General features: G+C 70.3%; 24 protein-coding genes. 10 read left to right on the top strand and 14 right to left on the bottom strand.

From position 1 onward, the window contains the following. Positions 1-83: 83 nt before the first annotated feature. Positions 84-1763: a chaperonin GroEL gene (gene groL, locus G6O68_RS16210; RefSeq protein WP_165249659.1), complete on the bottom strand. Its 1680-nt coding sequence runs from the start codon at positions 1761-1763 to the stop codon at positions 84-86. Positions 1764-2135: 372 nt separating this feature from the next. On the opposite strand from groL, the gene G6O68_RS16205 reads away from it, so the two are divergent. Then, on the top strand, positions 2136-3056 hold the full coding sequence (locus tag G6O68_RS16205; protein WP_165249656.1) for an alpha/beta hydrolase: 921 nt from the start codon (positions 2136-2138) through the stop codon (positions 3054-3056). Here the strand turns inward: G6O68_RS16205 and G6O68_RS16200 are convergent. From G6O68_RS16200 to G6O68_RS16160, 9 genes are all read right to left on the bottom strand, one after another. Continuing rightward, positions 3044-4039 (bottom strand): hypothetical protein, encoded by a 996-nt coding sequence (locus G6O68_RS16200; protein WP_165249654.1) that lies wholly within the window; start codon positions 4037-4039, stop codon positions 3044-3046. The two genes, G6O68_RS16205 and G6O68_RS16200, sit on opposite strands and share 13 nt — an antisense overlap. Before the next feature lie 478 nt (positions 4040-4517). Beyond that, a complete protein-coding gene (locus tag G6O68_RS16195) occupies positions 4518-5723 on the bottom strand; it encodes a deiodinase family protein (RefSeq protein ID WP_165249652.1) in 1206 nt (401 codons plus the stop codon). Positions 5724-5773: 50 nt separating this feature from the next. Then, entirely contained in the window at positions 5774-6175 is a 402-nt protein-coding gene (locus G6O68_RS16190) for a hypothetical protein (RefSeq protein WP_165249649.1), read from the bottom strand. Between the two features lie 23 nt (positions 6176-6198). After that, positions 6199-7161, bottom strand: coding sequence for a DUF1559 domain-containing protein (locus G6O68_RS16185; RefSeq protein ID WP_165249645.1), 963 nt, complete (start codon positions 7159-7161; stop codon positions 6199-6201). 387 nt (positions 7162-7548) lie between these two features. Continuing rightward, on the bottom strand, positions 7549-7959 hold the full coding sequence (locus G6O68_RS16180) for a hypothetical protein (protein WP_165249643.1): 411 nt from the start codon (positions 7957-7959) through the stop codon (positions 7549-7551). 190 nt (positions 7960-8149) lie between these two features. Next, a complete protein-coding gene (gene aspS / locus G6O68_RS16175; RefSeq protein ID WP_240911322.1) occupies positions 8150-9910 on the bottom strand; it encodes an aspartate--tRNA ligase in 1761 nt (586 codons plus the stop codon). Positions 9911-10223: 313 nt separating this feature from the next. Next, complete coding sequence (gene aroA / locus G6O68_RS16170; RefSeq protein WP_165249641.1) at positions 10224-11528, bottom strand: 3-phosphoshikimate 1-carboxyvinyltransferase; 1305 nt, start codon at positions 11526-11528, stop codon at positions 10224-10226. A 23-nt stretch (positions 11529-11551) separates the two neighbouring features. Further along, the gene (locus G6O68_RS16165; RefSeq protein ID WP_165249639.1) at positions 11552-11875 is read right to left on the bottom strand and encodes a DUF167 domain-containing protein; all 324 of its coding nucleotides are present in this window, start codon (positions 11873-11875) and stop codon (positions 11552-11554) included. Next, positions 11872-12573, bottom strand: coding sequence for a YggS family pyridoxal phosphate-dependent enzyme (locus G6O68_RS16160; RefSeq protein WP_165249637.1), 702 nt, complete (start codon positions 12571-12573; stop codon positions 11872-11874). Before G6O68_RS16160 ends, G6O68_RS16165 begins: the two co-directional genes overlap by 4 nt. Before the next feature lie 126 nt (positions 12574-12699). Between G6O68_RS16160 and G6O68_RS16155 the strand changes: the two genes are divergently transcribed. Continuing rightward, a complete protein-coding gene (locus G6O68_RS16155; RefSeq protein ID WP_165249635.1) occupies positions 12700-12909 on the top strand; it encodes a hypothetical protein in 210 nt (69 codons plus the stop codon). Positions 12910-12929: 20 nt separating this feature from the next. Here G6O68_RS16155 and G6O68_RS16150 read toward each other — a convergent pair whose 3' ends face one another. Further along, positions 12930-14204, bottom strand: coding sequence for a hypothetical protein (locus G6O68_RS16150; RefSeq protein ID WP_165249633.1), 1275 nt, complete (start codon positions 14202-14204; stop codon positions 12930-12932). Between the two features lie 1391 nt (positions 14205-15595). Between G6O68_RS16150 and G6O68_RS16145 the strand changes: the two genes are divergently transcribed. Beyond that, complete coding sequence (locus G6O68_RS16145; protein WP_240911320.1) at positions 15596-18010, top strand: exo-beta-N-acetylmuramidase NamZ domain-containing protein; 2415 nt, start codon at positions 15596-15598, stop codon at positions 18008-18010. A 37-nt stretch (positions 18011-18047) separates the two neighbouring features. On the opposite strand, the gene G6O68_RS16140 is transcribed toward G6O68_RS16145, so the two are convergent. From G6O68_RS16140 to G6O68_RS16130, 3 genes are all read right to left on the bottom strand, one after another. Beyond that, positions 18048-18785, bottom strand: a complete 738-nt coding sequence (locus G6O68_RS16140) for a tyrosine-protein phosphatase (RefSeq protein ID WP_240911305.1) — start codon at positions 18783-18785, stop codon at positions 18048-18050. A 178-nt stretch (positions 18786-18963) separates the two neighbouring features. Further along, complete coding sequence (locus G6O68_RS16135) at positions 18964-19878, bottom strand: polysaccharide biosynthesis/export family protein (protein ID WP_165249631.1); 915 nt, start codon at positions 19876-19878, stop codon at positions 18964-18966. A 238-nt stretch (positions 19879-20116) separates the two neighbouring features. Then, positions 20117-20584, bottom strand: coding sequence for a hypothetical protein (locus tag G6O68_RS16130; RefSeq protein ID WP_165249629.1), 468 nt, complete (start codon positions 20582-20584; stop codon positions 20117-20119). A 371-nt stretch (positions 20585-20955) separates the two neighbouring features. Here G6O68_RS16130 and G6O68_RS16125 point away from each other — a divergent pair, with 371 nt between their 5' ends. The 7 genes from G6O68_RS16125 (at position 20956) to G6O68_RS33290 (ending at position 26572) form a co-directional block, all read left to right on the top strand. Further along, positions 20956-21792 carry a hypothetical protein gene (locus G6O68_RS16125; RefSeq protein ID WP_165249627.1) on the top strand — a complete coding sequence of 279 codons (837 nt, stop codon included), beginning with the start codon at positions 20956-20958 and terminating at the stop codon, positions 21790-21792. Positions 21793-22025: 233 nt separating this feature from the next. Beyond that, positions 22026-23585, top strand: coding sequence for a GTP-binding protein (locus G6O68_RS16120; protein WP_165249625.1), 1560 nt, complete (start codon positions 22026-22028; stop codon positions 23583-23585). A gap of 15 nt (positions 23586-23600) precedes the next feature. Further along, positions 23601-25043: a GTP-binding protein gene (locus G6O68_RS16115; protein ID WP_165249623.1), complete on the top strand. Its 1443-nt coding sequence runs from the start codon at positions 23601-23603 to the stop codon at positions 25041-25043. Continuing rightward, positions 25040-25516: a hypothetical protein gene (locus G6O68_RS16110; protein ID WP_165249621.1), complete on the top strand. Its 477-nt coding sequence runs from the start codon at positions 25040-25042 to the stop codon at positions 25514-25516. The genes G6O68_RS16115 and G6O68_RS16110 overlap by 4 nt, the downstream gene beginning before the upstream one ends. Next, entirely contained in the window at positions 25513-26073 is a 561-nt protein-coding gene (locus G6O68_RS16105; RefSeq protein ID WP_165249619.1) for a hypothetical protein, read from the top strand. Before G6O68_RS16110 ends, G6O68_RS16105 begins: the two co-directional genes overlap by 4 nt. 123 nt (positions 26074-26196) lie before the next feature. Then, a complete protein-coding gene (locus G6O68_RS33595; protein ID WP_165249617.1) occupies positions 26197-26352 on the top strand; it encodes a DUF559 domain-containing protein in 156 nt (51 codons plus the stop codon). A gap of 34 nt (positions 26353-26386) precedes the next feature. Then, positions 26387-26572 (top strand): DUF559 domain-containing protein, encoded by a 186-nt coding sequence (locus G6O68_RS33290; protein WP_165249615.1) that lies wholly within the window; start codon positions 26387-26389, stop codon positions 26570-26572. The last annotated feature ends 63 nt before the right edge of the window (positions 26573-26635 follow it).

Genomic DNA, 26635 nt, shown 5'->3' with positions numbered 1-26635 from the left:
TCGTGGATCGTTCGTCGGGGCTGCGGGCGGGGCCCCGCGCCGGTTTCGGCGGGGGGCCCGGGGGGGCGACGCCGGGGCGTCGCTCACATCATCCCCATGCCACCCATGCCGCCCATGCCACCCATGCCGCCCATCGGGTCCATGCCGCCGCCGTGGTGATGGTCGTGGCCGCCGCCGGCTTCCGGCTTCTTCGGGGGCTCGGCGATCATGCACTCGGTGGTGAGCAGCAGGCCGGCGACCGACGCGGCGTTCTGCAGGGCGGTGCGGGTGACCTTGGCCGGGTCGACGACGCCGGCTTCCAGCAGGTCGCCCCAGGCGCCGTTGTCGGCGTTGTAGCCGAAGTTGGGCTCGGTCGACTTCTTGACCCGGTTGACGACGACCGCGCCGTCGACGCCGGCGTTCTCGGCGATGTAGCGGGCGGGCTGCTCGGCGGCGCGACGGATCATGTCGATGCCGAACTGCTCGTCGCCGTCCGCCTTGAGCCCCTCGATCGCCTTGGAGGCGCGGATCAGGGCGGTGCCGCCGCCGGGGACGACGCCTTCCTCGATCGCGGCGCGGGTGGCGTGCAGGGCGTCCTCGACGAGCGCCTTGCGCTCCTTCATCTCGGTCTCGGTCGCGGCGCCGACGTTGATCTGGGCGATGCCGCCGGCGAGCTTGGCGAGCCGCTCCTGGAGCTTCTCCTTGTCATACTCGCTGTCGGTGGTGCCGATCTCGCGGCGGATGGAGTCGGCCCGGCCCTTGATGGCCTCGGTGGTCCCGGCCCCTTCGACGATGGTCGTGGCCTCGCTGGTGATGGTCACCTTGCGGGCGCGGCCGAGGTCGGTGAGCTGGACGGCGTCGAGGTCGATACCCAGGTCCTTGAAGATGGCCTTGCCGCCGGTGAGGATCGCGATGTCCTCCAGCATGGCCTTGCGGCGGTCGCCGTAGCCGGGGGCCTTGACGGCCGCGACCTTGAGGATCCCGCGGAGCTTGTTGACGACCAGGGTCGCCAGCGCCTCGCCCTCGACGTCCTCGGCGATGATCACCAGCGGCTTGTTGGCCTTGGCGATCTTCTCGAGCAGGGGGATCAGCTTGGTGGGCGAGCCGACCTTCTCCTCGTGGATCAGCAGGTAGACGTCCTCGAGGACGACCTCCATCCGGTCCTGGTCGGTGACGAAGTGCGGGCTCAGGTAGCCGCGGTCGAACTGCATGCCCTCGACCACGTCGACCGTCGTCTCGAAGCCCTTGGCCTCCTCGACGGTGATCACGCCGTCGGTGCCGACCTTCTCGAACGCGTCGGCCAGCTTCTCGCCGATCGACATGTCGTTGTTGGCGGCGATGGCGGCGACCTCGGCGATCTCCTTCTTGCCGTTGATCTTCTTCGCCTGCGACTTCACGTTCTCGACGATGGCCGCGACGGCCTTGTCGATCCCGCGCTTGATCGCCATCGGGTCGGCGCCGGCGGCCAGGGCCTTGAGGCCCTCCTTGAAGATGGCCTCGGCCAGCACGGTGGCCGTGGTCGTGCCGTCGCCCGCGGCGTCCGACGTCTTCGAGGCCGCTTCCTTCACGAGCTGCGCGCCCATGTTCTCGTAAGGATCGGTCAGCTCGATCTCCTCGGCGACGGAGACCCCGTCCTTGGTCACCGTGGGGGCTCCCCACCCCTTGTCGATGACGGCGTTCCGCCCCCGCGGGCCCAGCGTGCTGCGGACCGCCTTGGCCAGCTTGCCGACGCCGCTGGCCAGCTTCTGGCGGGCCTCTTCATCGTATGCCAGTATCTTCGCCACGTGGATTCTCCAATCGACGACTCGAACGTGTCGGCCGAGGGCGCTGTCCCGGCGCGACGCGGGGGCCGTGCCAAAAACGACTCCCGAGCTTACTCGACCCTCGATTAATGCAAGTGGCGTACCGATGGTTTGTGATCGCCGTAAGTTTAGTTTTGGTAATTGATTACGACCTGAGTCAGTCGTTGAGTCCTCAAGGGGGACTGCCGTTTTGACAGGGGTGGACGCAATTGGCGCGGGGGCCGGCGGGAGGTTGCCGGGCCCCCGGCGATCTTCTACGATCGGGGCCGTTGCGAGCTTTGGAGAGGTTCTCAGACAAGAGGCGGAGGTGACATCGTGCGCGGCCGAGACTTCTTTGCACGAGGAATGCTGGCGATGACCGCCCTCGGGGCGATGGCCCTGGTCGACGCGAGGGCCGCCGACCCGCTCGACGGGGCGTCCGAGGTGGTGAAACTCTGGCCCGAGGGGGCTCCCGGCGCGAAGGGGGACGACCCTGCCAAGGACGTCCCGACGCTTTCCGTGTTCCTCCCCCGGCCCGACGTCGCCACGGGCTCGGCGGTCGTGGTCTGTCCCGGCGGCGGGTACGGCGGCCTGGCGATCGACCACGAGGGCAAGGAGGTCGCCGATTGGTTCAACTCGATCGGGGTCACGGCGTTCGTGCTGAAGTACCGGCTCGCGCCCCAGTATCACCATCCGGCCATGATGCACGACGTCAACCGAGCGATCCGGGTGGTCCGCCAGGGAGCGTCGAAATGGGGCGTCGACGCGGGTCGGATCGGCCTGATGGGATTCTCGGCGGGGGGGCACCTGGCCTCGACGGGCGGGACCCACTTCGACGCCGGCAAGCCCGACTCCGACGACCCGATCGAGCGGATCAGCTCGCGACCCGACCGCCTGATGCTGATCTATCCGGTGATCGCGATGGCGACCCCGTACACCCACCAGGGCTCGAATCGGAACCTGCTGGGGGAGAACCCGCCCGAGGACCTGTTGAAGTTCTACTCGAACGAGCAGCAGGTGACGCCCGAGACCCCGCCGACGTTCCTCGCCCACACCAACGAAGATAAGGCCGTGCCGCCCGAGAACAGCCTGCTGTTCGCCCTGGCCCTGCGCAAGGCGGGCGTCCCGTTTGAGCTGCACGTCTTCGAGAAGGGCCAGCACGGCCTGGGCCTGGGTTCCGGCGCGAAGCAGTTCAACATCGGCCCCGACCCCGCGTTCCAGGCCTGGCCGAAGCTCTGCGAGACCTGGCTCAAGGGCCAGGGCTTCCTCGATAAGAAGGCCGCTCAGTCGCCCTGACCGGCCGCCGATCCCGCCCGGGCGGTCGGCGATACGGCCGGCCGCTCGGCGAACGCGCGGAAGGCCCACTCGATCGCGACGGCGTCGGCCGTCTCCAGGCGTTCGGGGGCGATCAGCCGGGCCAGCTCGGGGGGGACGGATCGCTCGTCCCCCCCGGGGACGTCGATCATCGCGAACGACCACGAGACGGGGATGCCCGCGAACGTCCGCGCCTTGACGTGCAGCGGCCCGTCCACGATCGCCGGCGGGTCCAGTTCGCGGATCACCGGCGCGGAGCCGTCCGGCGACGGCTTGCAGGCGAAGAGGCGGAGCCGTCCCGTCGCGGGGTCGAGGAGCATCGCGTAGAGCACGTCGAGGGTCGCGTGCTCCTTCCCCGAGACGCAGGTCGTCGGCGTCCGCAGCAGGGCGAAGCCGGGGGTCGCCGCCGCGAGCGTCGACTGCCCAAGTTCTCGAGAGCCTGCGGCGAGGATGATCCGTTCCTTCGTCGACCACTCGCCCGAGGCGTCCCCCACGTTGGTCGCGGTGACCACCACGTCGCCGGGCTCGCCCACGGTCGGCGCGGCCAATCCGACCCCGACCCGTGCCAGGGCGAACGGCCCCTCGTTCGAGGTCCGCTCCACGTCCGCCAGGATCACGAGCCGGATCCGTCGGGCCGTCTCGAAAGCCTCTTTCGACAGCGTGTCCAGCGCGCCCGAGCTCAGCATGGGCGTCGACTTGAGGACGAGATGGCTCCAGCCCGCGGGCGGCCGGACGTCGGTGAATCGCGTGCCCGAGGCGAGTCGGATCAGGCGGGGGCGGATCGCGGGAGCGGCGAAACCGGCCGTGTCCGTCGCAGCGGTCGATTCCGCCTCCGAGGGCGACGCGGGCTCCGGCGGCGACTCTCGCGAGGGCCCGAAGCCGCCGGCCAGCAAGGGGACGGCGATCAGCAGGACCACCGCCCCGCGCAGCCAGACTCGGGGCGTCGCCTTCACGAGGATGCTCACGGTGTCACTCTCCAGGGCCCCGACTTCGCCTGACGCATTCGCCCGCCTCGCCGGTCGTGGAACCAGAAAGGAGCGACAGATGGTGCCGGAGCTCCGGATGACGGCTTCGGTCCATCTTTCCTGTGTTGACTAATTTACCACGCGACTCGGGGGCCATCGAGGCCTTGAGCGAAATTGCGTCGGGCCGATCCGAGGGCCCCGTCTGGGCCACGGCCGCCTCGCGTGGGGGCGAAGTCGCGAAGGTAACCCCGCACTCGTCGCAAAGCCTGTTCCGTCGCCGTTCGGTCGTGCGACGCTAGGCCAGGGGTCGACGGGGGAGGGATGATTGTATCGGGGGGAGAGGTCGTCGGGCTACCCGGATCTCGGGCGGGGTGACTGGCGGCGACATGATCGCGCGCGATGCGGCGCGCCTGAGGAACGCCGACGGCCCCGATGGGAGTCGGGGCCGTCGGAAGGGGAGGTTGACGACAAAAGTGGCTCAGCGGACTTCGGTGCGGACCTGGCTCTCGCCGCCGGGCCCTTCGTCGTGGAGGAGCAGGATGAGCGACTGTTCCAGCTCGGCGGGCTTGAAGCCGAAGGGACCTCGGGCGTTCTTGAAGGCGATCTTGCCGGCCTTGTCGATCAGGTAGAAGCGGCCCGGCATGCCGCTGTAGCGGGCCCCGACGGCGTCGTCGATGGTGTCGACCAGCATCGGGAAGCCCAGCCCGAGCAGCTTGCCGCACTGCTGGGCGACCCCCGCGCGTTCCTCATAGGAGGTGGGCTGGGCGGTCGAGACTCCCACGGCGTCGTTCGACTGCATCCGCCAGCCGTCGCTGGGATGGGCCTCGCGGACGTAGACCATGACGAACGTGGCGCGGTCGCCGTAGCGGCGTTGGAGCTTCTCGAAGTTGCCGGCCATGCTGCGGAACGGGCCGCAGGTGAAGTTGCCGAAGATCAGCACGACCGGCTTGGGGCCGACGAGCTTCGAGAGCGTCAGCTCCTCTTTCCCGTCGGCCGTCTTCAGGGTGAAGTCGGGCGCGGTCTCGTCCAGGTTCGGGCCGCTCTGGAGCGAGCCGATCTCCTGGCGGAACAGCCCCTTGATGAGCTGCTCCTTGGTGGGACGGTCGCCGGGTCCCATCGATCCCGACGGGGCGGGCAAGGCCCGTTCGAGGTCCATCCGCGAGAGGAACCCCGCTTCGTCGGCGTCGGCGGCCTTGAAGAACTTGGCGATCTCTTCCTTGACGACCTTGCCGTCGCCGTCGCGGTCGAGGCGGGAGAAGAGCATGGAGCCGGGAGTCGGCATGTAGGCGCGGGAGAAGTCGAAATCGGCCTCGGTCAGCCCGCCGTCGCGGTCGCGGTCGAGCCGGGCGAACGCCTCGTCGCCGTCGGGGTACTCGGCGCGGGCGATCTTGCCGTCGCCGTCGCGATCGAATCGGGCGCGGACGGCGTCCCAGGTATAACGGGTCTGGGTGGTCGACGTGCGGAACCAGCCGTTCGTCGGGCCCATCGGCTCTTCGTTGAGGATGGCCGTGTACATGTCGAGCCACTCGGGGCGGTCGGGCCAGGCCTCGCGGAGGGCGCGGGCGGTTTCGTCGGGGGCGGCGGCCTGGGTCGGGGCGGACGCCTGGGGCTTCGTCGGCTCCTCGGCGGCGGCCGAGAGGCCGGCGGCGAGGGTCGCGGCGGACAGGGCGGTTCGAAGGAGCATCTTCCTGGTCCTCGGGGGCTGGTCGGGATTCCTGACGACGGTCCGACGGATCATCGCATCATATCTCGGAAGACGGTGAGGGCGGGGCTCGTCGTGACGAGGTAGTGGGCGTCGCGCTGGGCCTTCTTGCCCTTGGCCGCGAGGTTCAGCTTCACGCGGACCTGCAGATTGGCGTCGGCCGGGACGCCCTCGCCCTGCACCTCGTAGCTTTCCAGCTTCGCGCCCGAGAGCCATTCCAGGTCCTGGACGACGATCGGGGGCGAGGCCTCCTGGAGGGAGTCCGGGGCCTTCCCCGCTTTCCAGGCGTCGAGCGTGGTCTTGAGGGCGTCCATCGCGGGGCCGGGATCGACCGGATGGGCGACGCCCGACGAGCATCCCGTGGCGATCGCGGCCAGGGCGACGGCCAGGGTCGCGGCTAACCGCCGCGCTGGGATCGGAAATCGAGTCGACATGCGAGATCCTCCCGATGGGCCGTTCAATAGGCGTCGCTGCTGATGACCTCGCCGCCGGAGATCGTCCCCAGGGCTCGCCAGGTCGCCAGGTCGATCGAGTCCTTGACGAATCGCACCGAGCCGTCGGCCAGCAGCAGGTTGACCCCGCCGGAGTGGAAGCTGCTGGGGGGCATGATCGCGCGGTTCGTGACGAAGAACCCGCAGGAGCGGCCGTTGGGCGGGTTGATGTGCTGGAAGATGTGCTGGCCCGTCAACCAGGGGGCGCCCATGAAGAGCGGGAACTGGTTCGAGAGGTTGGACACGTCGACCGCGCGGCACATGGAGTACGCCTCGTCGACGGTCGTCGGCGCCAGCGGCGAGAAGAAGACGTCGGCCACCTTGCTGACGACCGCGTTGTTGCCGTCGGCGAGGATCCGCTCCGAGAACATGCCGGTGTTCGAGAGGCCGTCGGTCACCTCGGCGAATCGCTTGGAGCTGTTGCCGTGGAACAGCCCGTTGGGCTTCGGCAGGGCCGCGTTGCCGGCGACGGCCTCCTGCCAGACGATGCCGCTCCCCATGTCGGCCATGTAATTCGTCTGGCCTCCCAGCGCGGGCAGCGGGTTGCTCTGGTCGGACGGGCAGACGAACCCGGAGACCACGGTGAATTTTGAGGTCGAATTGACCGCGTGGCTGAAGCTGAAGTTGAAGTTGATCGCGTTGTAGACGGCCGTCTGCTCCATCTGCGGCAGTAGCATGCTGAGGGCCGAGAGCCCGGTGGTCCCGAACACCATGTTCGCGCCGGGGAGCGCCCCGCGCGACTCGTGATAGTTGTGGCAGGCCAGGCCGATCTGCTTCAGGTTGTTCGTGCACTGGATCCGCCGGGCGGCCTCGCGGGCCGACTGCACGGCCGGCAGCAACAGCGCGATCAGGACGGCGATGATGGCGATGACGACCAGCAGCTCGATGAGCGTGAAGGCCGCGCGGCGGGAGGGGTCTCGTGTGGTCATGATGGAGGGATCCGTGAAATGATGTCAAAAATCGGAACGATCGGCGTCGATGCGTCGCGAGCGGGCCGGTCGGGGTACCGTCGCGGATGAACGGTCTTCCCCCCAGGCGGGGGAAGACAGACCGCGCAGCGGTCAGATGAGGGGGTGACGCGCGCGGGGAGCCTCGGATTTCGAAACCCGGCCGGCACGACCATCGGCCCCGGAAAGACTTGTCGGATCTTCGACGGCCCTCGTGCTCGTCCCCCCCTCATCCGGCCCTTCGGGCCACCTTCCCCCGCCAGGGGGGAAGGCCGATCGGTGCCGGAATGGTGGAAGTGCCCCGCGGAGGCGGACGCAAGTCGATGCGCGCAAGCCGTCGACGACTTCGAGAATGCCGGCGGTCTCGCCTCAGATCGAGCGCGGGGGTCGTTCGAGGGCGAGTGAGGCGAGCGTGGGGGTGAGGAGGGGGTCGACCCAGGCGGTGGCCGTCGGGTCGGCGGCGGGCCGGGGGATGGCGACGAGGGCGAGGCAGCCGTCGTCGCGGTCGGGCAGGGCCGGCGGCGCAGGGGCGTCGGCCGAGGGGGCCTTGGACTTGCAACGCGGGCCCGTGCAGGGTCGGCCGGGGACGGCCCAGGTCGTCGCGTCGTCCGCTTCGCCGAGTTCGAGGATCTGGAGCGAGGCCGACGCCCGATGCATCGCGGTCGCGCCGGCCGGATGGGCGCAGTCGGCCAGCGATCGGGACGAGGACGCCGCGCAGACGATCAGCCACGCCAGCCAGGGCGCGGTGCGGAGGACCAGCTTGGTCGTTCGCGTCGTCATGAGGGCAACAGGTGGCACGAGGCCCGAGAGCCGGGACGGAAGCGTGATTTGCGTGAGAATGAATGTATATCAGGCCGGCGACCTGTCAACCATTTTCCGGGCGATGAGGCCGGGAAACGACGAACGCCGCGGGGACGAGGTCCGCGCGGCGCTCGCGAGGTTCGGTGCGGGCTGACGCGAGAGGCTCGGGTCAACTCGACCTGATGTGTAGTTCCTTGAGCTGCCGGGGCTCGACGAGGCCCGGGGCGCCGGTCATCAGATCGGTCCCCTTGGCGGTCTTGGGGAAGGCGATGCAGTCGCGGATGTTGGTCAGCCCGGCGTAGAGCATCACCATCCGGTCGTAGCCGAAGGCGACGCCGCCGTGCGGCGGGGCGCCGTTGCGCAGGGCGCTCAGCAGGAAGCCGAACTTCTCCTCGGCCTGCTCGGGCGAGAGGCCCAGGAGGGCGAAGATCTTGGACTGGATCGCCGGGTCGTGGCAGCGGATCGTGCCGCCCGCGCCTTCCTCGCCGTTGATGACGAGGTCGTACGCCTGGGCCCGGACCTTCGACGGATCGGTGTCGAGCAGGTGCAAGTCCTCGGCGAGCGGCATGGTGAACGGGTGGTGCTCGGCGGCGTACCGGTTTTCCTCGGCGTCCCAGTGGAGGAGCGGGAAGCGGACGACCCAGGAGTAATGGAACGTCTTGGGCTCGTACATCTTCAGCTCGGCGGCGAGGCGGGCTCGGAGGTTCGAGAGGGCCTGGCTGGTGACGGCCTGGGAGTCGGCGACGATCAGGATCAGGTCGCCGACCTTGGCGTCGAACCGCTCGCGGAGCTGGGCCTGGACCTCGGGCTTGAAGAACTTGGCGGTCGGGCCGGCGAAGGTCTCGGCCTCGACCTTCAGCCAGACGAGCCCCTTGGCGCCGAAGGTCGCGGCGAACTCGGTCAGGCCGTCCAGGTCCTTGCGGCTGTACTTCTCGGCGCCGCCGGGGGCGCAGAGGCCTCGGATGCGGTGGCCCGCCTCCTTCGCCATCTGGAAGACGCGGAACTCGGTCTGCTCGGCGATGTCGGCGAGGTCCTTCAACTCCAGGGCGTAGCGGAGGTCGGGCCGGTCGCTGCCGAACCGCTCCATCGCGTCGTGGTAGTCGAGCCGGGGGAGGGGGAGCCTCAGCTCCTCGCCGCCGAACTGCTTCGCCATCGCCGCGATCAGCGGCTCCATCGCCGTCATGACGTCCTCGTCCTCGACGAACGACATCTCGACGTCGAGCTGCGTGAACTCGGGCTGCCGCGTGGCGCGGAGGTCCTCGTCCCGGAAGCAGCGGGCGATCTGGAAGTAGCGGTCGAAGCCCGACACCATCAACAGCTGCTTGTAGAGCTGCGGCGACTGCGGCAGCGCGTAGAAGTGCGACGCGTGCACCCGGCTCGGCACCAGGAAGTCGCGCGCGCCTTCCGGCGTGCTCCGGCCCAGGATGGGGGTCTCGACTTCGAGGAAGCCCTGCTCCGAGAGGACCCGGCGCATCGTCTGGCCGACCTCGTGCCGCAGGATGAACACGCGTTGGAGGTCCGGCCGGCGGAGGTCGAGGAAGCGGTACTTGAGCCGCAGCTCCTCGTTCGGCTCGGGGCCGTTGATCTCGAAAGGGGGCGTGGGCGAGGCGTTGTAGACGACCAACTCGACGGCGCGGACCTCGACGGCCCCGGTCTTGAGCTTGGGGTTCTCCTTGCCGGCGAGCCGGGCGGCGACCGTGCCGCGGATCCCCACGACGTACTCGTTGCGCAGCTCGCGGGCCTGCGCCTGGAGGTCGGCGCCGGCCTCGGGCTCGAAGACGACCTGGGTGACGCCGTAGCGGTCGCGGAGGTCGATGAAGACCAGGCCCCCGAAGTCGCGCCAGGCGTCGACCCAGCCGTTGAGCGCGACGGCCTGGCCGACGTGCTCCTTGGTCAATTCCCCGCAGGTGTGCGTCCGTTTCAGCAGCATGGTTCGCTCGGCGGCCTGTCGATGCCGTAAAATCCAACGCCGTCCGGGTTTGGGTCGCCCCGATGGTGTCCCGGACGGGCCGTCGTCAAGTCGTTCACGATACCCCGCGTCGTTTCGGAGCGTCAAGCGGTCGGGCCGGTTCGGGGGTGACGCACGATCCCGGAGATCCGTTCGAGGCCCCCGGACCCGACCGAAGGGTGGCCCGGGCGGTCCGCCCGGGCGTTGAAGGCTCGGGACTCTCGACGTCCGGGCGGGCCGCCCGGACCACCTTCCCGTTCGTCCAACGGTCCTCGAAAAATCTCCGGAACGAAGGCTATGCAGAGCCGGTTCGCGTCGCGGCCAGGTCGTCCCAGAAGCGCGGGTAGGTCTTGGCGACGCAGCCGGGGTCGAGGATCGTTACGCCTGGGATCTTCAGCCCGGCCAGGGCGAAGGCCATCGCCATGCGGTGATCGTCGTAGGTGTGGATGGCGGCCGGGGTCAGGGCGGAGGGATCGGGGGGGATGATGAGCAGGCCGTCAGGCTGCTCGTCGACGTGCGCGCCCAGCTTGCGAAGCTCGGCGGCGACGGCGGCGACGCGGTCGGTCTCCTTGTGGCGGATGTGGGCCACGTTGCGGATCCGGCTGACGCCGTCGGCGAAGAGGGCGACGACGGCCAGGGTCATCACGGTGTCGCTGATGGCGTTCATGTCCACGTCGACCGATCGCAGCGGGCCGCCCGTCACCGTGATCTTGTCGCGGCCGCGGACGACCGTGCAGCCCATGTGTTCCAGAATGTCGACGAACTGCACGTCCCCCTGGACGCTCGTCGAGCCCAGGCCCTCGACGGTGACCGTGCCCCCCGTGATCGCCGCGAGGGCGAAGAAGTAGCTGGCGGCCGACGCATCGGGCTCGATCGCGTAGTCGCGGCCGTTGTAGCGGCCCGGGTGGACGACGAACCGCTTGTTCTTGCGGTTGCTGGGCTCGAAGCCGAACTCCCGCATCACGTCGAGCGTCATCGCGACGTACGGCAGCGAGACCAGCGTCCCCTCGACCTCGACGACCGACTCGCCCCGCGCGTAGGGCAGGGCCATCAAGAGCCCGCTGAGGAACTGGCTGGAGACGTCGCCCCGGACGAACGCGAAGCCGCCGTCCAGGCCGTCGGCGTCGATCACGACCGGCGGGCAGCCCGTCCCCAGCTCGCTCCGGGTGAACGCCCCCAGGCCGTTGAGCGCCTGCAGCAGGTCGGCCACCGGCCGCTGGCGCATCCGGGGGGTGCCGTCGATCCGGTACTTCCCCTTGCCGACCGCCAGGGCCGCCGTGAGGAACCGCAGGGTCGTCCCCGAGTTGGCGACGTACAGGTCGGCCTCGGACGCCGGGAACCGGCCGCTGCAGCCCTCGACCCGGATCGTCGCCGTTTCCTTGTCGTGCTCGACGTCGACGCCCAACTTGTTCAGGGCGTCGACCATGACGCGGGTGTCCTCGCTGTCCAGGGCCCCCGTGAGGACGCTTTTGCCCCGGGCCAGGGCGGCGACGATCAGGGCGCGGTTGGTCAGGCTCTTCGATCCGGGCACGCGCACGGTCGCACTCGGCGCGGGGCCGGTCCAGGGTTCGATGGCGAGTTCGGCGGGATAGTCGGGCATCGTTCGTCCGTTGGAGAGGCGGGTCAGGAATTCTTGTCGGTGGTCTTGGGTTCGGGGAGGGCCGCGGCGATCCGCCGGGCTGCTTCCTCGGGATCGATCCCGGCGAGGAGGACGCGCTTGTGACGCGAGGTCTCGCCGGAGACCAGGGCGATCGCCGACAGCCGCAGGCCCAGGGCTTCGGCGAGGACTTCGAGGATCGCGGCGTTGGCCTTCCCCTTGTCGGGCGGGGCGGTCACGGCGACGCGGAGCGCGCCCGCGCGTTCGCCGATCAGGCCGTTGCGGCGCGCGCCCGGCTGGGCGTGGACGTCGAGCAGCAGGCCTTCCTTGCTCGAGGTCAGCTCGATCACGGCTCGACCCCTTCGAACAGGGCCGAGCCGACCCGCACGAGGGTCGCGCCTTCCTCGACGGCCGCCTCGTAGTCGTTCGACATGCCCATCGAGAGGTGCGGCAGGGGCCGGCCGATCCGTCGGACGAGGTCGTCGCGGAGGGCGCGGAGGCGGACGAACGACGGCCGGGCGGTCTCGCCGTCGGTGCCGTAGCCGGCCATCGTCATGAGGCCGACCACGTGGATCCGCGAGCAGGCGGCGATCGCCTCGGCGTCGTCGAGGACCGCGGCGTCGCGCCAGCCGTGCTTGGCCTCCTCGGCCGACGTGTTGACCTGGAGGCAGACCGAGGGCGGGTCGGCGACCTCGGCCGCCAGCTCGTCGAGCGTCGTCAGCAGCTTCAGCGAGTCGACGGCGTGGATCGTCCGCACGAGGGGGAAGGTCCGCCGGGCCTTGTTGCCCTGGAGGTGGCCGATGAGGTGCCAGCGGATCGGCCCGGGGGCGTCGACCAGGGCGTCGACCTTCTCCCAAAGTTCTTGCGGGTAGTTCTCGCCCAGGTCGAGCGAACCGGCCTCCAGCAGGGGCCGGATCATCTCGACGCTCCGCTTCTTGGTCACGGCGACGAGGGTCGTCGCGGCCGGGTCGCGGCCGGCCCGGCGGGCGGCCTCGGCGATCCGGCCCCGCACGGCCAGGAGGTTGTCGCGGATTCGGTCGGTGTTCATATCGGGGTCGATCGAGGGTCGGGGGCCGGGGTGACTCGGGGGGGCGGCATCGGGTATCTTCAGGCTTCCGACGGGCCCTCAACGCGGACGGTCCGCAAACCAGACTCAGGCCGAGGCGAACTCCCGATGAAGCCGCTCCTCATCATAACCGGAATGCTGGCCGCGGTCCTGATCACGACCCAGGCCGTCCTCGGACTCCTGATCCGTCGCGGGGCCGACGCCAGCCTCGCCGCCACCCATTTCCACACCGGGATGCTGACGGCCGTGGTGACCCTGGTCTACGTCGCGCTCTCCCTGACTGCGATCCTGGCGAAGCCTCGCAACCCGACCTTGTAAGGCGGCGGCGGCCGGGCGGATCAGTCCAGGGACGCGATCACGTCCACGTCCCCCTCGGGCGTGAACCGGCCGATCATGAATCGGGCGGTGGTCGTAAAGCCCAGGAACGACCTCCGCGCGGCCGGGCCGAGGCTGCGGTAGATCACGAAGGTCTCGGCCTTCGCCCAGCTCACCCGAGCGGCCCAGGCCGTCTCCGGGGAGCAGGCCTTGCCCTGTTCGGCGACCGTCAGGGACTTCCACACCAAGGCCTTCTTGTTCCGCGCGTGGTCCCAGGAGACCAGCAAGGGGAGCCACGCCCGACCCCCCGACGTCGCCTGGATCAGGCGGATCTCGCGCGTCGAATCGTCGTAAGTGAGCCGGCCGGTCCCGCCGAGAGTCTCGGCCGGCTGGCCGATCGGGATGATCTGCGCGGAACGGGCCGGGGCGGCGGGACGCAGGCGCAGGGCCTTCGTGCCGGGCAGGGCTTCCACGGTCCTCCCCTCGGGGATCGTCAGCCGCATCTCCCTCGCAACGGCGCTCGATCCGCCTTCGATCAGGTCGGCGAGGATCGCCGCGCGTCGGCCTCGGAGCATCAGGGCCAGTCTGGTGACGCGCAGGTCGCCGGCCTGGAACGTCCACTCGGCCACGTCGGCGCCGGAACTGGTCGACCAGGCCGAAGGGACGGCTTTCGAAGCGGTCGTCGGCTCGTCCCCGGCCGCATCGGTCGTCCGCCATCGCGGCCCCAGCCAGGAGACGCCCGAGCCGAAGACCTCGAAGCGGGCGGCCGACGACTCCTCGCGTTGATCGAACGCGACGAGATCCCCCCTCGGCGTCCAGTCCGCCCGCAAGACGCCCAGCGCCGAGTGCGGGCTCGACCAGGCGGGGAGGGGTGGCGGCACGGGCTCGACGTCGCGGCCGGGGAACCACCAGTCGAGGACCCGGGCCACGTCGGGCTCGGGGAAGGCCGCGGCAAGGCCCCGCCAGAAAGCGCGGGGAGCAGGTGGCGCGGGACGATCGGATTCCAGCGCCGCCGTCCGCCCGTCGGGGCGGGAGAACCGGAGGAGCATCCTCAGGAAGTCGGTCAGCCGGCGGTCGAGCCCGCGCGGCCAGCCGGCCCGCGAGGTCCGGGCGCGGGCGAGCAGCCCGAGAGCTTCGGCCCACTCCGCGAGCGGGAGCCGCCCCGGGTTTCCGGGCTCGTCGAGTTCCCGGCCCAGCCAGCCTTCCAGAGAGGAAGCTTCGCCCCGATCGTTCCAGGCGTCGACGGCCCGGGCGAGTTCCTCGCGCGGGGCCGGACGCGGCTCCTGTCCATCCATCATGTTCGGAGTCGGCCTCCACGTCTCTCTCGCAAGCGAGGAACCTGGGCCGGAATGCCCAGAGATTCCCTCTCTCGCTCCCCTTGAACGACCCCGCGACCCCATGGCCTCCCCCCGAACTTCGAATTGCGAAGGCTCGAGCCGCTGATCGAGCGTGCGTCCGAGGGGCGTTGTTGATCTATTCGGCAGGCCGTGCCTGGATCTTGTGCGGCCGCCCGTGTTCCGCTGATGGAGAAGTGTTGAAGAAACGTGGCCGGGCGAAAATTCGCAGCCCCGATCGAAAATTCTTCGAACGTCTTAAGATTCGGAATGGCTTGGGATTCCGCGAATCCGCCGGCCGCCGATCGGGCCCCGTGCCGACTTGAGACGCCGCGATTCCTGGTTCTGGCACTGCCTTTGCTTTTTACTCCTGGCGTCGAGACGAGAGACACGAAAGTGTGAGACGAAAAGTCAAACCAGTTCAGAGGTTAGGTCAGGAACCACTCGCGGGCCGAGAGGCTCGAAACACTTACAAGAAGCCACCCCACTGGCGACGATCGTTTTTAACGATTGCCCCGCCAAAGGGCGAGCGGGATGCCTCGCACGACCCCCCGCTCGCCCTTTCTTACAAAGGTTCCGATCCCTCGCCGGCACGAAAGGCGGGGGAGACGTCGAGCCTGATGGAGCCAACCGGTCGGTGGAGACGGTTCCCCGCGGCGAAGGGAGAGGTCGTCGCGGGAAGTCGGTTCTCCGGCCGGTTTTTACAACGGGTTCCGCCCCCTCGGGGGGCGTCGAGCCAGCGAGCCAACCGGCAGTTCGATGAGGTTCGTCGCGACCGAGGGAGAGGCGGTCGCGGCGGAGCGGATCTGCTGTTCGGTTGATACACGAGTGGGTTCCGGGCCGTGACGCGGCCCGTCGAGCCCGATGGAGCCAACCGGTCGGTGGAGACGGTTCCCCGCGGCGAAGGGAGAGGTCGTCGCGGGAAGTCGATTCTTCGGCCGGTTCGGACAAAGGTTCCGCCCTCCCTGAGTGGGCGTCGAGCCAGCGAGCCAACCGGCTGTCGGCCTGGTTGTCCGCGACCGAGGGAGAGGCGGTCGCTGGCGATCAGACTGCATCCGGTTTCTTCCAACGCCTCAAGGCTTCATGCCGAAGAGTATGCCGAGCCAACCGGTCCGTTGACCGGAACTTCCACGACGAAGGGAGAGGTCGTCGTGGAAGTTCCGGTCGGCGGCCGGTTTTTTTCATTTCGAACGCCGGCGACGTCGGGTCCGGCACCCCGATTTGGATCGAGTCGAGCCTCTCGCGACCCCTCATGCCAGGGAGGCGCGGGACCTTCGATCCGCCGTTAGAATGGGGGCTTCGGTGCCGCCGGGGCCTCACCTGATCCTTGAGTCGACAACACGGGTGGAAAGATCGTGAAACAGTGGTACGGCAAGCAGGTCGCGGCGTGGGTCGCGGCCGCGACGATCGGCCTGGGCGGGACGATCGCGCGAGGTTCGGAGGTCACTGCGCCGACGGCCGAGACCGCGGCGCAGCTCGGCTTCGACGCCGACCGCCTGGCGAGGATCGACGCGGTCGTGGAGAAGGCGGTCGCGGAGGAGCAGATCCCCGGGGCCGTGGTCCTGGTCGGTCGCGGCGGCGGGGTGGCGTACGCGAAGACCTTCGGCCGCCGGGCCGTCGAACCGACCTCGGAGCCCATGACCCGCGACACGATCTTCGACATGGCCTCGCTCACCAAGCCGATCGCCACGGCCAGCTCGGTCATGGTCCTGATCGAGGAGGGGAAGGTCCGGCCGTCCGACCCGATCGTGAAGTACTTTCCCGAGCTGGACAACCACGGCAAGGGGCGGATCACCGTCGACCACCTGCTGCGTCACCGCGCCGGGCTGATCCCGGACAACGCGATCGGCGACTACAAGGACGGCCCCGAAGCGGCCTGGAAGCGGATCGCCGAGCTGCAGCCGGTGGCCCGCCCGGGGACGAAGTTCCTCTATTCGGACGTCGGCTTCATTATCCTGGGCAAGCTCGTGGAGAAGGTCTCGGGCCTGCCGCTCGACCAGTTCGCGAGCGAGCGGGTGTTCGGCCCCGCCGGGATGGTCGACGCCCACTTCCGGCCCGTCGGCGGCGACGCCTCGAAGTGGCCGGCCCTGGAGCGCGTGGCCCCGACCGAGAAGGAAGGGGACGCCTACGTCCGGGGCGTCGTCCACGACCCGCGCTCGCGGGCGCTCGGCGGCGTGGCGGGCCATGCCGGCCTCTTCGCCACCGCCGACGACGTGGCCGCCTTCGCCCGGATGCTCCTGGACGACGGCGCAGCCCCCTCGGGATCGCGCGTCCTCGCCCCGCTCACGGTCCGCCTGATGCGCGACCCGGCGACCACCCCGGCGGGGCAGCGTCGCGGCCTGGGATGGGACGTGGCGACCGGCTTCAGCAGCCCCAAGGGGGACCTCTTCGGCCCTTCGAGCTTCGGCCACACCGGCTTCACCGGCACCAGCATCTGGATCGACCCGGAGACCCAGACGTTCGTCGTCATCCTGTCGAGCCGCCTGCACCCGAAGTCCAACCCCTCGCCGTCGTCGCTCCGTCGCGAGGTCGCCACCCTGGCCGCCGCGGCGCTGGTCGACCCGCCGGCCTACCAGGCCCCGGCCGAATCCGAGTCGGCCGCCGAGCCCGAATCTCGCCCAGAACGGCCCTCGCCCGTCGTCTGCGGCATCGACGTGCTGGCGGCGCGGGGGTTCGATTCGCTCAAGGGGAAGAAGGTCGGCCTGGTGACGAACCACACCGGCCGCTCGGCAGACGGCCGATCCACCATCGACGTCCTGTTCGCCGCCCCCGAGGTCCAGCTCGTCAAGCTGTTCAGCCCCGAGCACGGGATCCGCGGCGCGCTCGACCAGGAGAAGATCACCGACGCCGTCGACGAGGCGACCAGGCTCCCCGTGATCAGCCTCTACGAGGGCAAGAAGCGCAAGCCGCAAGACGAGGACGTCGCCGACCTCGACGTCCTGGTCTACGACATCCAGGACATCGGCGTCCGCTACTACACCTACATCGCTACCCTGGGCCTGGTGCTGGAGGCGGCCAAGGCCAACGGCAAGAAGGTGGTCGTCCTCGACCGCCCCAACGCGATCGACGGCGTCTCGGTCGGCGGCCCGCTGCGGGATGAGAAGGTCGAGTCGTTCGTCGCCTACCACCGGATCCCCATCCGCCACGGCATGACCGTGGGCGAGCTGGCGAAGATGTACAACGCCGAGCGGAAGATCGAGGCCGACCTGGAGGTCGTCCCCTGCGAGGGCTGGAACCGAGCCGCCGCCTACGACCGCACGGGCCTGCTCTGGGTGAACCCCTCGCCCAACATGCGGAGCCTGACCGAGGCCCTGCTGTACCCCGGCGTGGGCTGGCTCGAAGGGACCAACCTGGCCACCGGCCGCGGCACCGACACCCCCTTCGAGCGCGTGGGGGCGCCCTGGATCCGGCCGGTCGACTGGGCCCGCTCGCTCGACGCCCAGGGCGTGCCGGGGGTCAGCTTCACCCCCCTGGAGTTCTCGCCGACCGAGCGTCAGTACAAGGGGGAGAAGTGCGGCGGCGTGCAGATCCAGATCACCGACCGCGCCGCCTTCGACCCGCTCAAGCTGGGCCTGGCCCTGGCCCTGACGCTCCGCAAGGACTACAAGGATGCGTGGAAGCCCGAGCGCATGCCCACGCTCCTCGCGAACGAGGCCACCTACCAGGCGATCCTCGACCTCAAGGGCCTCGATCAGATCGAGGCCCTCTGGACCCAGGGGCTCGCCGAGTTCGAAGCCGTCCGCGAGCGCTACCTCATCTATCCCGAATGACCGGGTTCCCAGGCTCGCCGCGCCGCCGTTCGCGGGTTCAGATCGCGTAACGGGGGCCGGCGGGGAACGGCGGTGGGTCGGCCGGGGGATCTTCGGCGCGATAGTCGTCGCGGACCCAGGAGCGGAACCGCTCGGGCGTGTGCGCCAGCCCGGCGGACTTCAGCCAGGCGGCGTACTCATTGATCGGCTCGTGCAGTCGCTGCGGGCCGAACAGCGGGACGTGGCCGTGGTAGAGCGTGAAGCCCTCGATCGCCGCCTCGGGGGGCTGGCCCAGGATCATCAGGTTGTACACCACCGTCGCCAGTCCCGTGCGGTCGGCCCCGGCCCGGCAGTGGATCAGGAGCGGCTCGGGCGTCTTCGTGATGACGTCGATGAGCAGCAGCAGCTCCCGGCGCGTCGGTCGCCTTACGGCGCTAAGGGGGAGGTCGTAGAAGTCGACGCCGGCCTCCCGAGCGGTGCGGACCTCGTGGACGTACCAGGCGTCTTCGGGATTTCCACCCCGCAGGTTGAGGATGGCCGCGAGGCCGTGGTCGCGGATAAGCTCCCCCAGCCCCGAGGTCGGCTGGGCCGAGCGGTAGGCGCGGCCGGGGGCGACGACGCCGAGATTCTGGCTGTAATAGGGCCGGAGCGCGAAGGCCGCGACGGCGGTCGCGACGCCCAGTCCGAGGATTCGGGCCGCCCGTCGCAGTCGCCCGCGGGCTCGTCCCGTCGCGGGGGCGTCCGAGGACGTGGTCGTCGCCTCGCGGGCCGAGGCCGCCGATCGAAGTTGGAACAAGCCCGGGCTCCTCGTGGATGGAATCCAATCCGTCGTTCGCCATCTTGGGTCGGCAGGGCGGTCCGGTCAATGGCTCTCGCCCGCCGCGAACGACGCGGACCGATCCGGCGTCGGGCGGGGGCCCGCGGCCGGATCGGTCCGTGAGTCGAGTTGGAGACCGTCTCGCCCGTTCGGGCGGTCAGCGGGCGCCCGGCTGGGTCAGCAGGGACGGCTGCGTGGCGGCCGCCCCGCCGCCCACGCCGCCGAGGCCTCCGGCTCCCTGGGCTGCGAACTGCACCGACCGGATGGTGAAGGCGCTCTGGAGGATCGACTGGAGCACGGTCTGGAACGGCGCCGCGACGCGGTCGAGGAAGATCGTGGTCCGGACGATCGGGTCGCGATAGACCACCACGCGGTCGCCGGGCATGAGTTGGTAGTTGGTGGCGGGGTCGCCGCCGCTCGTGATCGCCGCGATGTTCACGGGCAAGAGCTGCTCGCAGCAGGCACCCGGCGGCGCGGGGCGGACCAGGCGGATGTTCTGCGGCGCGGCTGTCGGCAGCAGGCCGCCCGCGTACTGGATGGCGTCGAGCACCGTCTCGTTCCCGGTGATCGGGAGCTTGCCGGGGGCGCCGACGTCGCCCAGGACGTAGTAGTTCTTGCTGTTGTAGGCCGTGACGTCCACGAAGACCCGGTCGGTATCCTTGGGGTCGATCGGGATCGGCTTGCCCGTCTTGGGGTCCTCTTCGAAGAGCCCGAGCAGCTCGTCGCTGAGGTACTTCCGCAGGTGGAGGACAATCTTCTCCTTCACCTCGGGGATGGTGAGCCCGGCGACGTAGACCTCGCCGTAGAAGCCCAGGGTGATCTTGCCGTCCGGGCGGACCAGTCGCTCGCCCGAGATCGGCCGGCCTTCCAGGGCTTCGAGTACCTCGACGAGGATCAGGTCGGGAGGCTCGACCACGTAGTCGGGCATCGAGACCTTTTTGAACTCGGTCGGGATGTTGCTGTTGGCGATCGCTTCTTCCGGCGTCTTGACCGTCTGACAGCCGCAGGCGGCGCAGGCGGCCAGCAACATGACCAGCCAGCCGGCCCGGCGGATACTCCCTGAGCGTTCCATGCCTTCTCCTCCCGGCATTCCGAGACCGGCTCGGCAGAGATCCCTTCTCCTGCATCGAGCGGCCGCCGCGATCCTTCGCGACGTATCCCGCTCGCCGGATCCCAAACTCTCTCGACTTCTCTTGATATCGGCGGCTTGCGCCCCGAACGCCGAGCGGCGGAATCCGCGCTCGGCCTTGACACGACTTAAAATCGGCACGATCCGCCCCCCGCTCAAATGGAAAGGGGACGAATCCGCGTTATCGCCGACCTTCGGGGAAGAAACCGGCCGGGCGGTTGTAGAAATTCCGGGTCGTCGCCCGGCTCGTCGGGGCCGAGACGTTCGTCGCCGTTCCGCCGCCGTAGCGGTTGAAGAAGACCGACGCCTGGCCGCCCGGGGCCCCCAGCGTCGCCCGACGCGGGGCCGCCGGACCCCCGCGCCCCGGCGCGACCCCCCGCACGCCGCTGGCCCGGCCCGAGCCGATGCCCGTCAGCCGCTGCGCCGAGGCCGCCGCCGCCAGCCCCGCCTCGCCTCGCGTCAGCGGGATGCCCGTGCCGGTCATCATCTGCGCCGCCAGCGGGTCGATCAGGATCGGCCGCATCGACGGGTCGAACATCACCATGGGCTCCGAAGACGCCGCCGTCTGCGCCCTCGCCCCGCCGCCGATCGCCGCCGCCACGGCCATCGCCGCCGCGAGTCGCCTCATCAGCCGGATTCCCTCGCTCATCAGTCGTCCTCGTCTGGAAGGATCGGCCCGAGGCCGAACGGACGCCCGACGCGCCGGACCCTCGAAAGACGAGAGACGCGACCGGGATCAAGCTCCGACACTCCCTTCATCGGCCTCCACGGCCCGCCGTTTCAATCATTCGCACGCGACTGACCCCGACCTTCCGCTCATCCCCTCCTTCTCGTAGATTCCGGATCTTCGCTATTTGCGCAAAGCCCTGGTTCTACGCCTGTTATCCAGTTTATCTGGAGGCTGGGGCCGGGCGGACCCGATCCAAGAGCCCAAGAGCCGTGAAGGCGAAGTCGAGCTGGGTCGGCCTCCCCCAGGAGTACCGGAGGCGAAGCGTGCACCCCGATCGGACGAGGCAAGGAATGCACACGAAATCGTGGAGAGGGCTTCTCGGGCCGCTGCTCGTCGCCGTCGCGGCGAGCGTGGTGCTCACGGAGTCGGCCCAGGCGCAGCAGACGGGCCTCTTCCCGCTGCACCCGATCAAGCGGCAGCGGGTCCCGTGCAGCCAGGAAGACCCGGTCTACCGGATCTATAAGGACCAGTACTTCGGGTATCACCCGACGCTCTGGCGGCGGTTCCCCAGCGGCTGGGGCGCCCCCAGCCCCGAGGCCCCGGACGCCAAGGCGTCGTTCAAGGAGATCCCGCTCCAGTATCCCGAGGACTACAACGACGGCGACGAGCCCGGCGCCGACCCGGGACCGGACGCCCCCGCCCGCCCCGGGGGGGCCCGGCCGGAGCTGCCGACCCCTCCCAACGAGGACGAGCGCAGCCCGTTCGAGATGGACGCGCCCCGGCCCGGGGCCACCCCCCCGGCCGCCGCGGAACCCGCCCCTCGCAACGAGCCCGCGGCGCCGGCCGAAGACCCCAATCGGTCGCCGTTCGAGATCAACCCGAGGGCCAGCGCCCCCCGGCCCAAGCCCCCGGAACTCGCGCCCCCGGCCGTCCCCTCCGCGTCCCGGAACGGCCGCGGCCGTCGGCTGACCGACGACGACGCCGCCCTGGCCGGCAGCCCGCTGCTCGCCATGCCGGACGGGGGCGTCGACGACGCCTACGAGGCCCCGAGCCTCGGCGGACCCTCGCCGTCGCCGGAGACCGGCCATGACCACGCCCACAACCACGGCTCCGCCGGCCAGGCCCCGCGCCGCAACCGGTTGGCCGCGATGATGGACAACCTCGGCTGGGGCGTCAGCCGACGCTGAGTCCTCCCGAGCGACCGGATCGCCGACGCGAGGGCGGGACCTCGAAGCGACGTCCCATCCCGGGACGACCGCCCGAGATCCCGCCCTCGCCGGCGTTGACGACGGGTCGATTCCCGGCCTGGGCCCTGGCGACCCGGGGCCGACCGTCGTCACAATCGGAAGGAGTCTCGACCAACCTTACCGGCCCGTCGTCCGGCGAGGGCGTCGGCCTCTCTCCCGAGAAGCGACCCGGAATGCCCAGCCCTCGAAACCGACCGCGACCCCTCGCCGAATCCGCCGCCGCGCTAGTCGCGGGGCTTTTCTTCCTGGCCGTGGCGGCGAGCGGCGACCGCCTCGGCGCCTGGCGGCCCGCGCTGCTGATCGGACTCGGCCTCGTTCTCTCCCTGGCCGTCGCCGCGCTCGGCCGGGCGCTCCTCCGAGGCCGTCGCCCGGCGGAGGTGGAAGACGAGGCGCCGCCGCGGCTCGACCCCGTCGTGCTCGCCCAGGCCGCCGAGCAGCAATCCGCGAAGGCCCGGGAGTACATCGAGAAGATCCGCGACGCCGCGCGCCGGCAGGAGCTTCAAGGCGAACTCGCCCGGCTGGACGAGGGCCGGCTGGCGACCTCGGGCGCCGGCGAGCTGGACGTGGTCGTGTTCGGCACCGTCTCGGCGGGCAAGACCTCGCTGGTCAACGCCCTCCTCGGTCGCGAGGTCGGCCGCACCGGCGCGGTCATGGGGACCACCCGCGAGGGGGAGAACCACGTCTACACCCTCGAAGCCGCCGAGGGGGTCGTCCGACTCGTCGACACCCCGGGGCTCGCCGAGGCCGGTCCCGGCGGAGCGGAACGCGAGCAAGACGCCCGGAGGCTGGCCGAGCGGGCCGACCTGCTCCTGTTCGTCGTCGACCACGACCTGATCCGCCGCGAGTACGCCGCGCTCCTGGAGTTGGCCCGTCTCGGCAAGCGATCGATCGTGGTCCTCAACAAGAAGGACCGCTTCCCCGACGCCGACCTCGCCGCGATCCGCGCCAAGCTCCGCGAACGGCTGGAAGGCGTGGTCCCGGCCGACGACGTCGTGACGGTCGCCGCCGCGCCCCGGCCGCTGGAGGTCCGCGAGCGGCTCGGCGACGGCACCTCGCGCACGGTGTTCGAGATCCAGGAGCCCGACGTGCAGCCTCTCCGCGACCGCATCGCCGCCGTGCTCGCCGACGAGGGCCCGCTGCTCCGACTGGCCAATCTGCTCCTCAAGACGAAGAACCTGGGTCGCGATGCCGAGTCCGCGCTCGGCGGGGAGCGGGATCGGAAGTGCCGGGAGCTGGTCGACCATTACCAATGGGTCACCGCCACGACCGTCTTCGCCAACCCCGTCCCGGCGCTCAACCTCGTCCAGGGAGCGGCCGTGCAGCTCGACCTGATCGCCGACCTGGCGCGCGTGTACGACCTGAACCCGAGCCCCGTGCAGCTCCGGGCGCTGGCCGCGAAGCTGGTGCAGGCGATGCTCAAGGCGGGATTGGCGGAGGCCGCGTCGTCGGTCGTCGCGGGGGTCTTCAAGCGGACGCCCATGACGTTCGTCGCGGCGGGCGCGGTGCAGGCCGTGACGATGGCCTACCTCGCGCGGATCGCCGGCGAGGCCCTCGCGGAGTACTTCCGCGAGGGCGAATCCTGGGGCCCCGGCGGCGTCGAGGGAGCGGTGCTGCGCCGGTTCGAGGCCAACTCCCGCGCGGACTTCCTCCAGGACTTCGCCCGCCAGGCGTTCGACCGGGTGCTCTCCCGCGTCTGGTCCCGGCCCGCCGCCCCGGAAAGCCGATCCACCTGAGAAGGGCGAGAAGCGATGAACCCCACGCCTGACGACGACAAGCCCGAGCGGGACGCCGCGGCGGCCCTCGGCCCGCTGCTCGACGACCTGGAGCGCGCCGCCGACGCGGCGGCCCCGAACGCCGACCCCGACGCCATGGAGCGCGCCCGCGACAGCCTCAAGGCCACGCTCGACGCCCTCAAGCTCACGCCCGAGGAGGAGCGGGCGATGGCCCCGGAGCTGGCCCGGCTCCGCGAGCTGGCCCGCAAGCTCGACGAGACGACCGTCGAGATCGTCGCCTTCGGGATGGTCAGCCGGGGCAAGTCGTCGGTCCTCAACGCGCTGCTCGGGCGCGAGCTGTTCGAGGTCGGCGCGACGCACGGCACCACGGTCCGGCGCTCGTCGCAGGAGTGGGCGGACGAGGGGGGCCGGGCCGGGTTCGCCGGGGCCCGGCTGATCCTGGTCGACACGCCGGGGATCGACGAGGTCGGCGGCGAGGTCCGCGAGGCCCAGGCCCGCGAGGCCGCCCGCCGCGCCGATCTGATCCTGTTCGTCGTCTCGGGCGACATGCAGCGGATCGAGACCGAGGCCCTGGCGGAGCTTCGCCGCCACAGGAAGCCGATGATCCTGGTGTTTAACCAGGTCGACCGCTACCCCGAGGCCGACCGCGACGCGATCCACGCCATGATCGAGGACGAGCGCGTGAAGGGCTTCGTCCGGCCCGAGGACGTCGTCCTCTGCGCCGCGCGGCCCGACCCCGTCGCCGTGAAGGTCCGCGACCCGGACGGGACGACCCGGATCGAGTGGGAGCGGCCCGCTCCCGTGATCGAGCCGCTCACGGTCCGGATCCTCGACGTGCTGGAGCGCGAGGGCAAGGCCCTCGTGGCGCTCAACGCCCTCCTGTCCGCCGGCGACGTCCACGCCGAGATCCTCGACCGCAAGGTCCGGATCCGCGAGGAGGCCGCCGGCCGCCTGATCTGGAATTACTCGCTCGCCAAGGGGGCGGCCGTCGCGCTCAATCCGATCCCCGTGGCCGACCTGGCGGGGGGGCTGGCGGTCGACGTGGCGATGATCCTGGCCCTCAGCAAGGTCTACGACATCCCCCTCACGCGGCCGGCCGCCGTCCGGCTGGTCCGCGACATGACCCTGGCCCTGGGGGCGACCGGGCTGGTCCAGGTGGCCACCCGGCTGATCGGCAGCGGCGTGAAGGCGTCGATGGCCGGCCTCACCGTCATGTCCGGCGGCCTCGCCGCGCCGCTCACGGCGCTGGGCTACGGCGCGATCGGGCTGACGCAGGCGGCGGCCTCGGCTTCGGCCTCCTACGTCATCGGCCACGCCGCCGGGACGTACCTAAGGCAAGGGGGGCAGTGGGGCCCTCGCGGCGTGAAGACCGTCGTCCAGCAGCTCCTGGCCCAGGCCAAGGACGACTCGATCGTCGACCGCCTGCGCGACGAGCTGAAGTCGCAGATGAAGCCATGAGCCCGAAGACCCGGAACATCCTGATCGCCGCGGCGGGCGTCGCGGTGCTGGCCGGGGCCCTGGCCTTCGAGGTCGTCTCCACCCGCCCCGTGCGCCAGGCGGTGCGTGCCTACGCCGAGCTGATCGCGGTCGCCAACCGGCCGGGCCTCTCGGACGAGGCGCGGATCGAGGCCGCGCGGCCTTACTTCTCCTCGCGATACCTCGCCTCCCGCCCGATCCGTCCGGCCGCCGAGGGGGGGATCGTGGGCCTCCCGCGCTCGATCAGCAAGAACTTCCAGGCCTGGCGCGAGGACGGGGCCGTCTGGATCTGCCCCGCGAACCGAGTCGGGCTGGTCCACCGGCTCGTCGAGGAGGACGGCCGCTGGCGGTTCGACGGCCTGGTCGGCCTCCTGCGGGGCCGCAACGAACTCGTCCCCGTGGCCGAGAATCCCGACGATCCGGCCTCCGATCTTTCCCCCGAGGGCCTCCCATGAACCGCCTCGATCGAGCCTTGTTCCTGCTGCTGGCCGGCGCGATCGGCTTCTCCACCTCTCCCGGCCGCGCCGAGGAGGGCAAGCCCGGCTCCGCGATCCGCAACGGCGAGCTGACGGCCGAGGAGCTGGCCGACTTCCTGGGCGTGGGCTCCTGGGTCTTCGAGTACGAGGGGGGCCGCCCCCGGTGCTGGCTGGAGGTCGAAGAAGCGGGCCAGAAGACCGTGAGCCAGAAGCGGGTGATGCAGGTCGAAGAGTCGAACAAGGGCCCCGAGGCGAGGCGCGGCAAGGTCCTCTTCTTCCTGCGTCGCGGCGACCTGCAGCTCCGCATCAATTCCGGAGCGTCGCGCGGCGGCGCGGGCGTCGCCCTCCCCGCCGACGCCCTCTGGTGGGGCTGGCCGTCCTTCTCCGGCTCCACGACCCGCCTCGAAAAGCCCGCCGCCCCCAGGCCCGGCGAGGAGGTCGTCCTGCTCCGCCACGAGACCGAGGAGCCCAGGCAGGACGGCAAGGATCCCCGCAAGGTCGTCCTCACCCTGAAGATGACCGTCGAGGACGAATGAGGCTGTCTTTATGTCTGAAATCCTTCCCCCCTGGCGGGGGAAGGTGGCCCGCAGGGCCGGATGAGGGGGGGACGAGCACGGAAACCGTCGGAGTTCCAGGTCTGATCCGAACCGAGGTGCCTGATGCAAGGAGATCGCGACGAGTCCAACGCCCCCCTGGATCGCGCCCGACGCTTGCGCCGCGACATGACCATGCCTGAGCGAATTCTCTGGCGCGAACTCCGCGAACTCCGTCGGCTCGGCCTGAAGTTCCGACGCCAGGTGCCGCTCGGATCATAGGTGGTCGATTTTTTCCGAGCCGGCGCGTCGGCTCGTGATCGAACTCGACGGCGACAGCCACGTCGGTCGGGCGAATGACGACCGGATTCGGCAGGCCTGGCTGGAATCTCAGCATTTACAGGTCGTGCGGATCTCAAACGACGACGTCGTCCAGGATCTTGGAGCAGTGATCGAGGCGATCCTCGCTTACGGCCGGCGAGTCCCCGGCGGATCGACTTGAGCAAGCTCCGACGGTCTCCCTGCTCGTCCCCCCCTCTTCCGGCCTTCGGCCAGCTTCCCCCGC

The sequence above is a fragment of the Paludisphaera soli genome (assembly GCF_011064595.1).
GTDB lineage: Bacteria > Planctomycetota > Planctomycetia > Isosphaerales > Isosphaeraceae > Paludisphaera > Paludisphaera soli.
The sequence above is the reverse complement of the archived record's forward strand: the minus strand, read 5'-3'. Positions and strand labels throughout refer to the sequence as shown.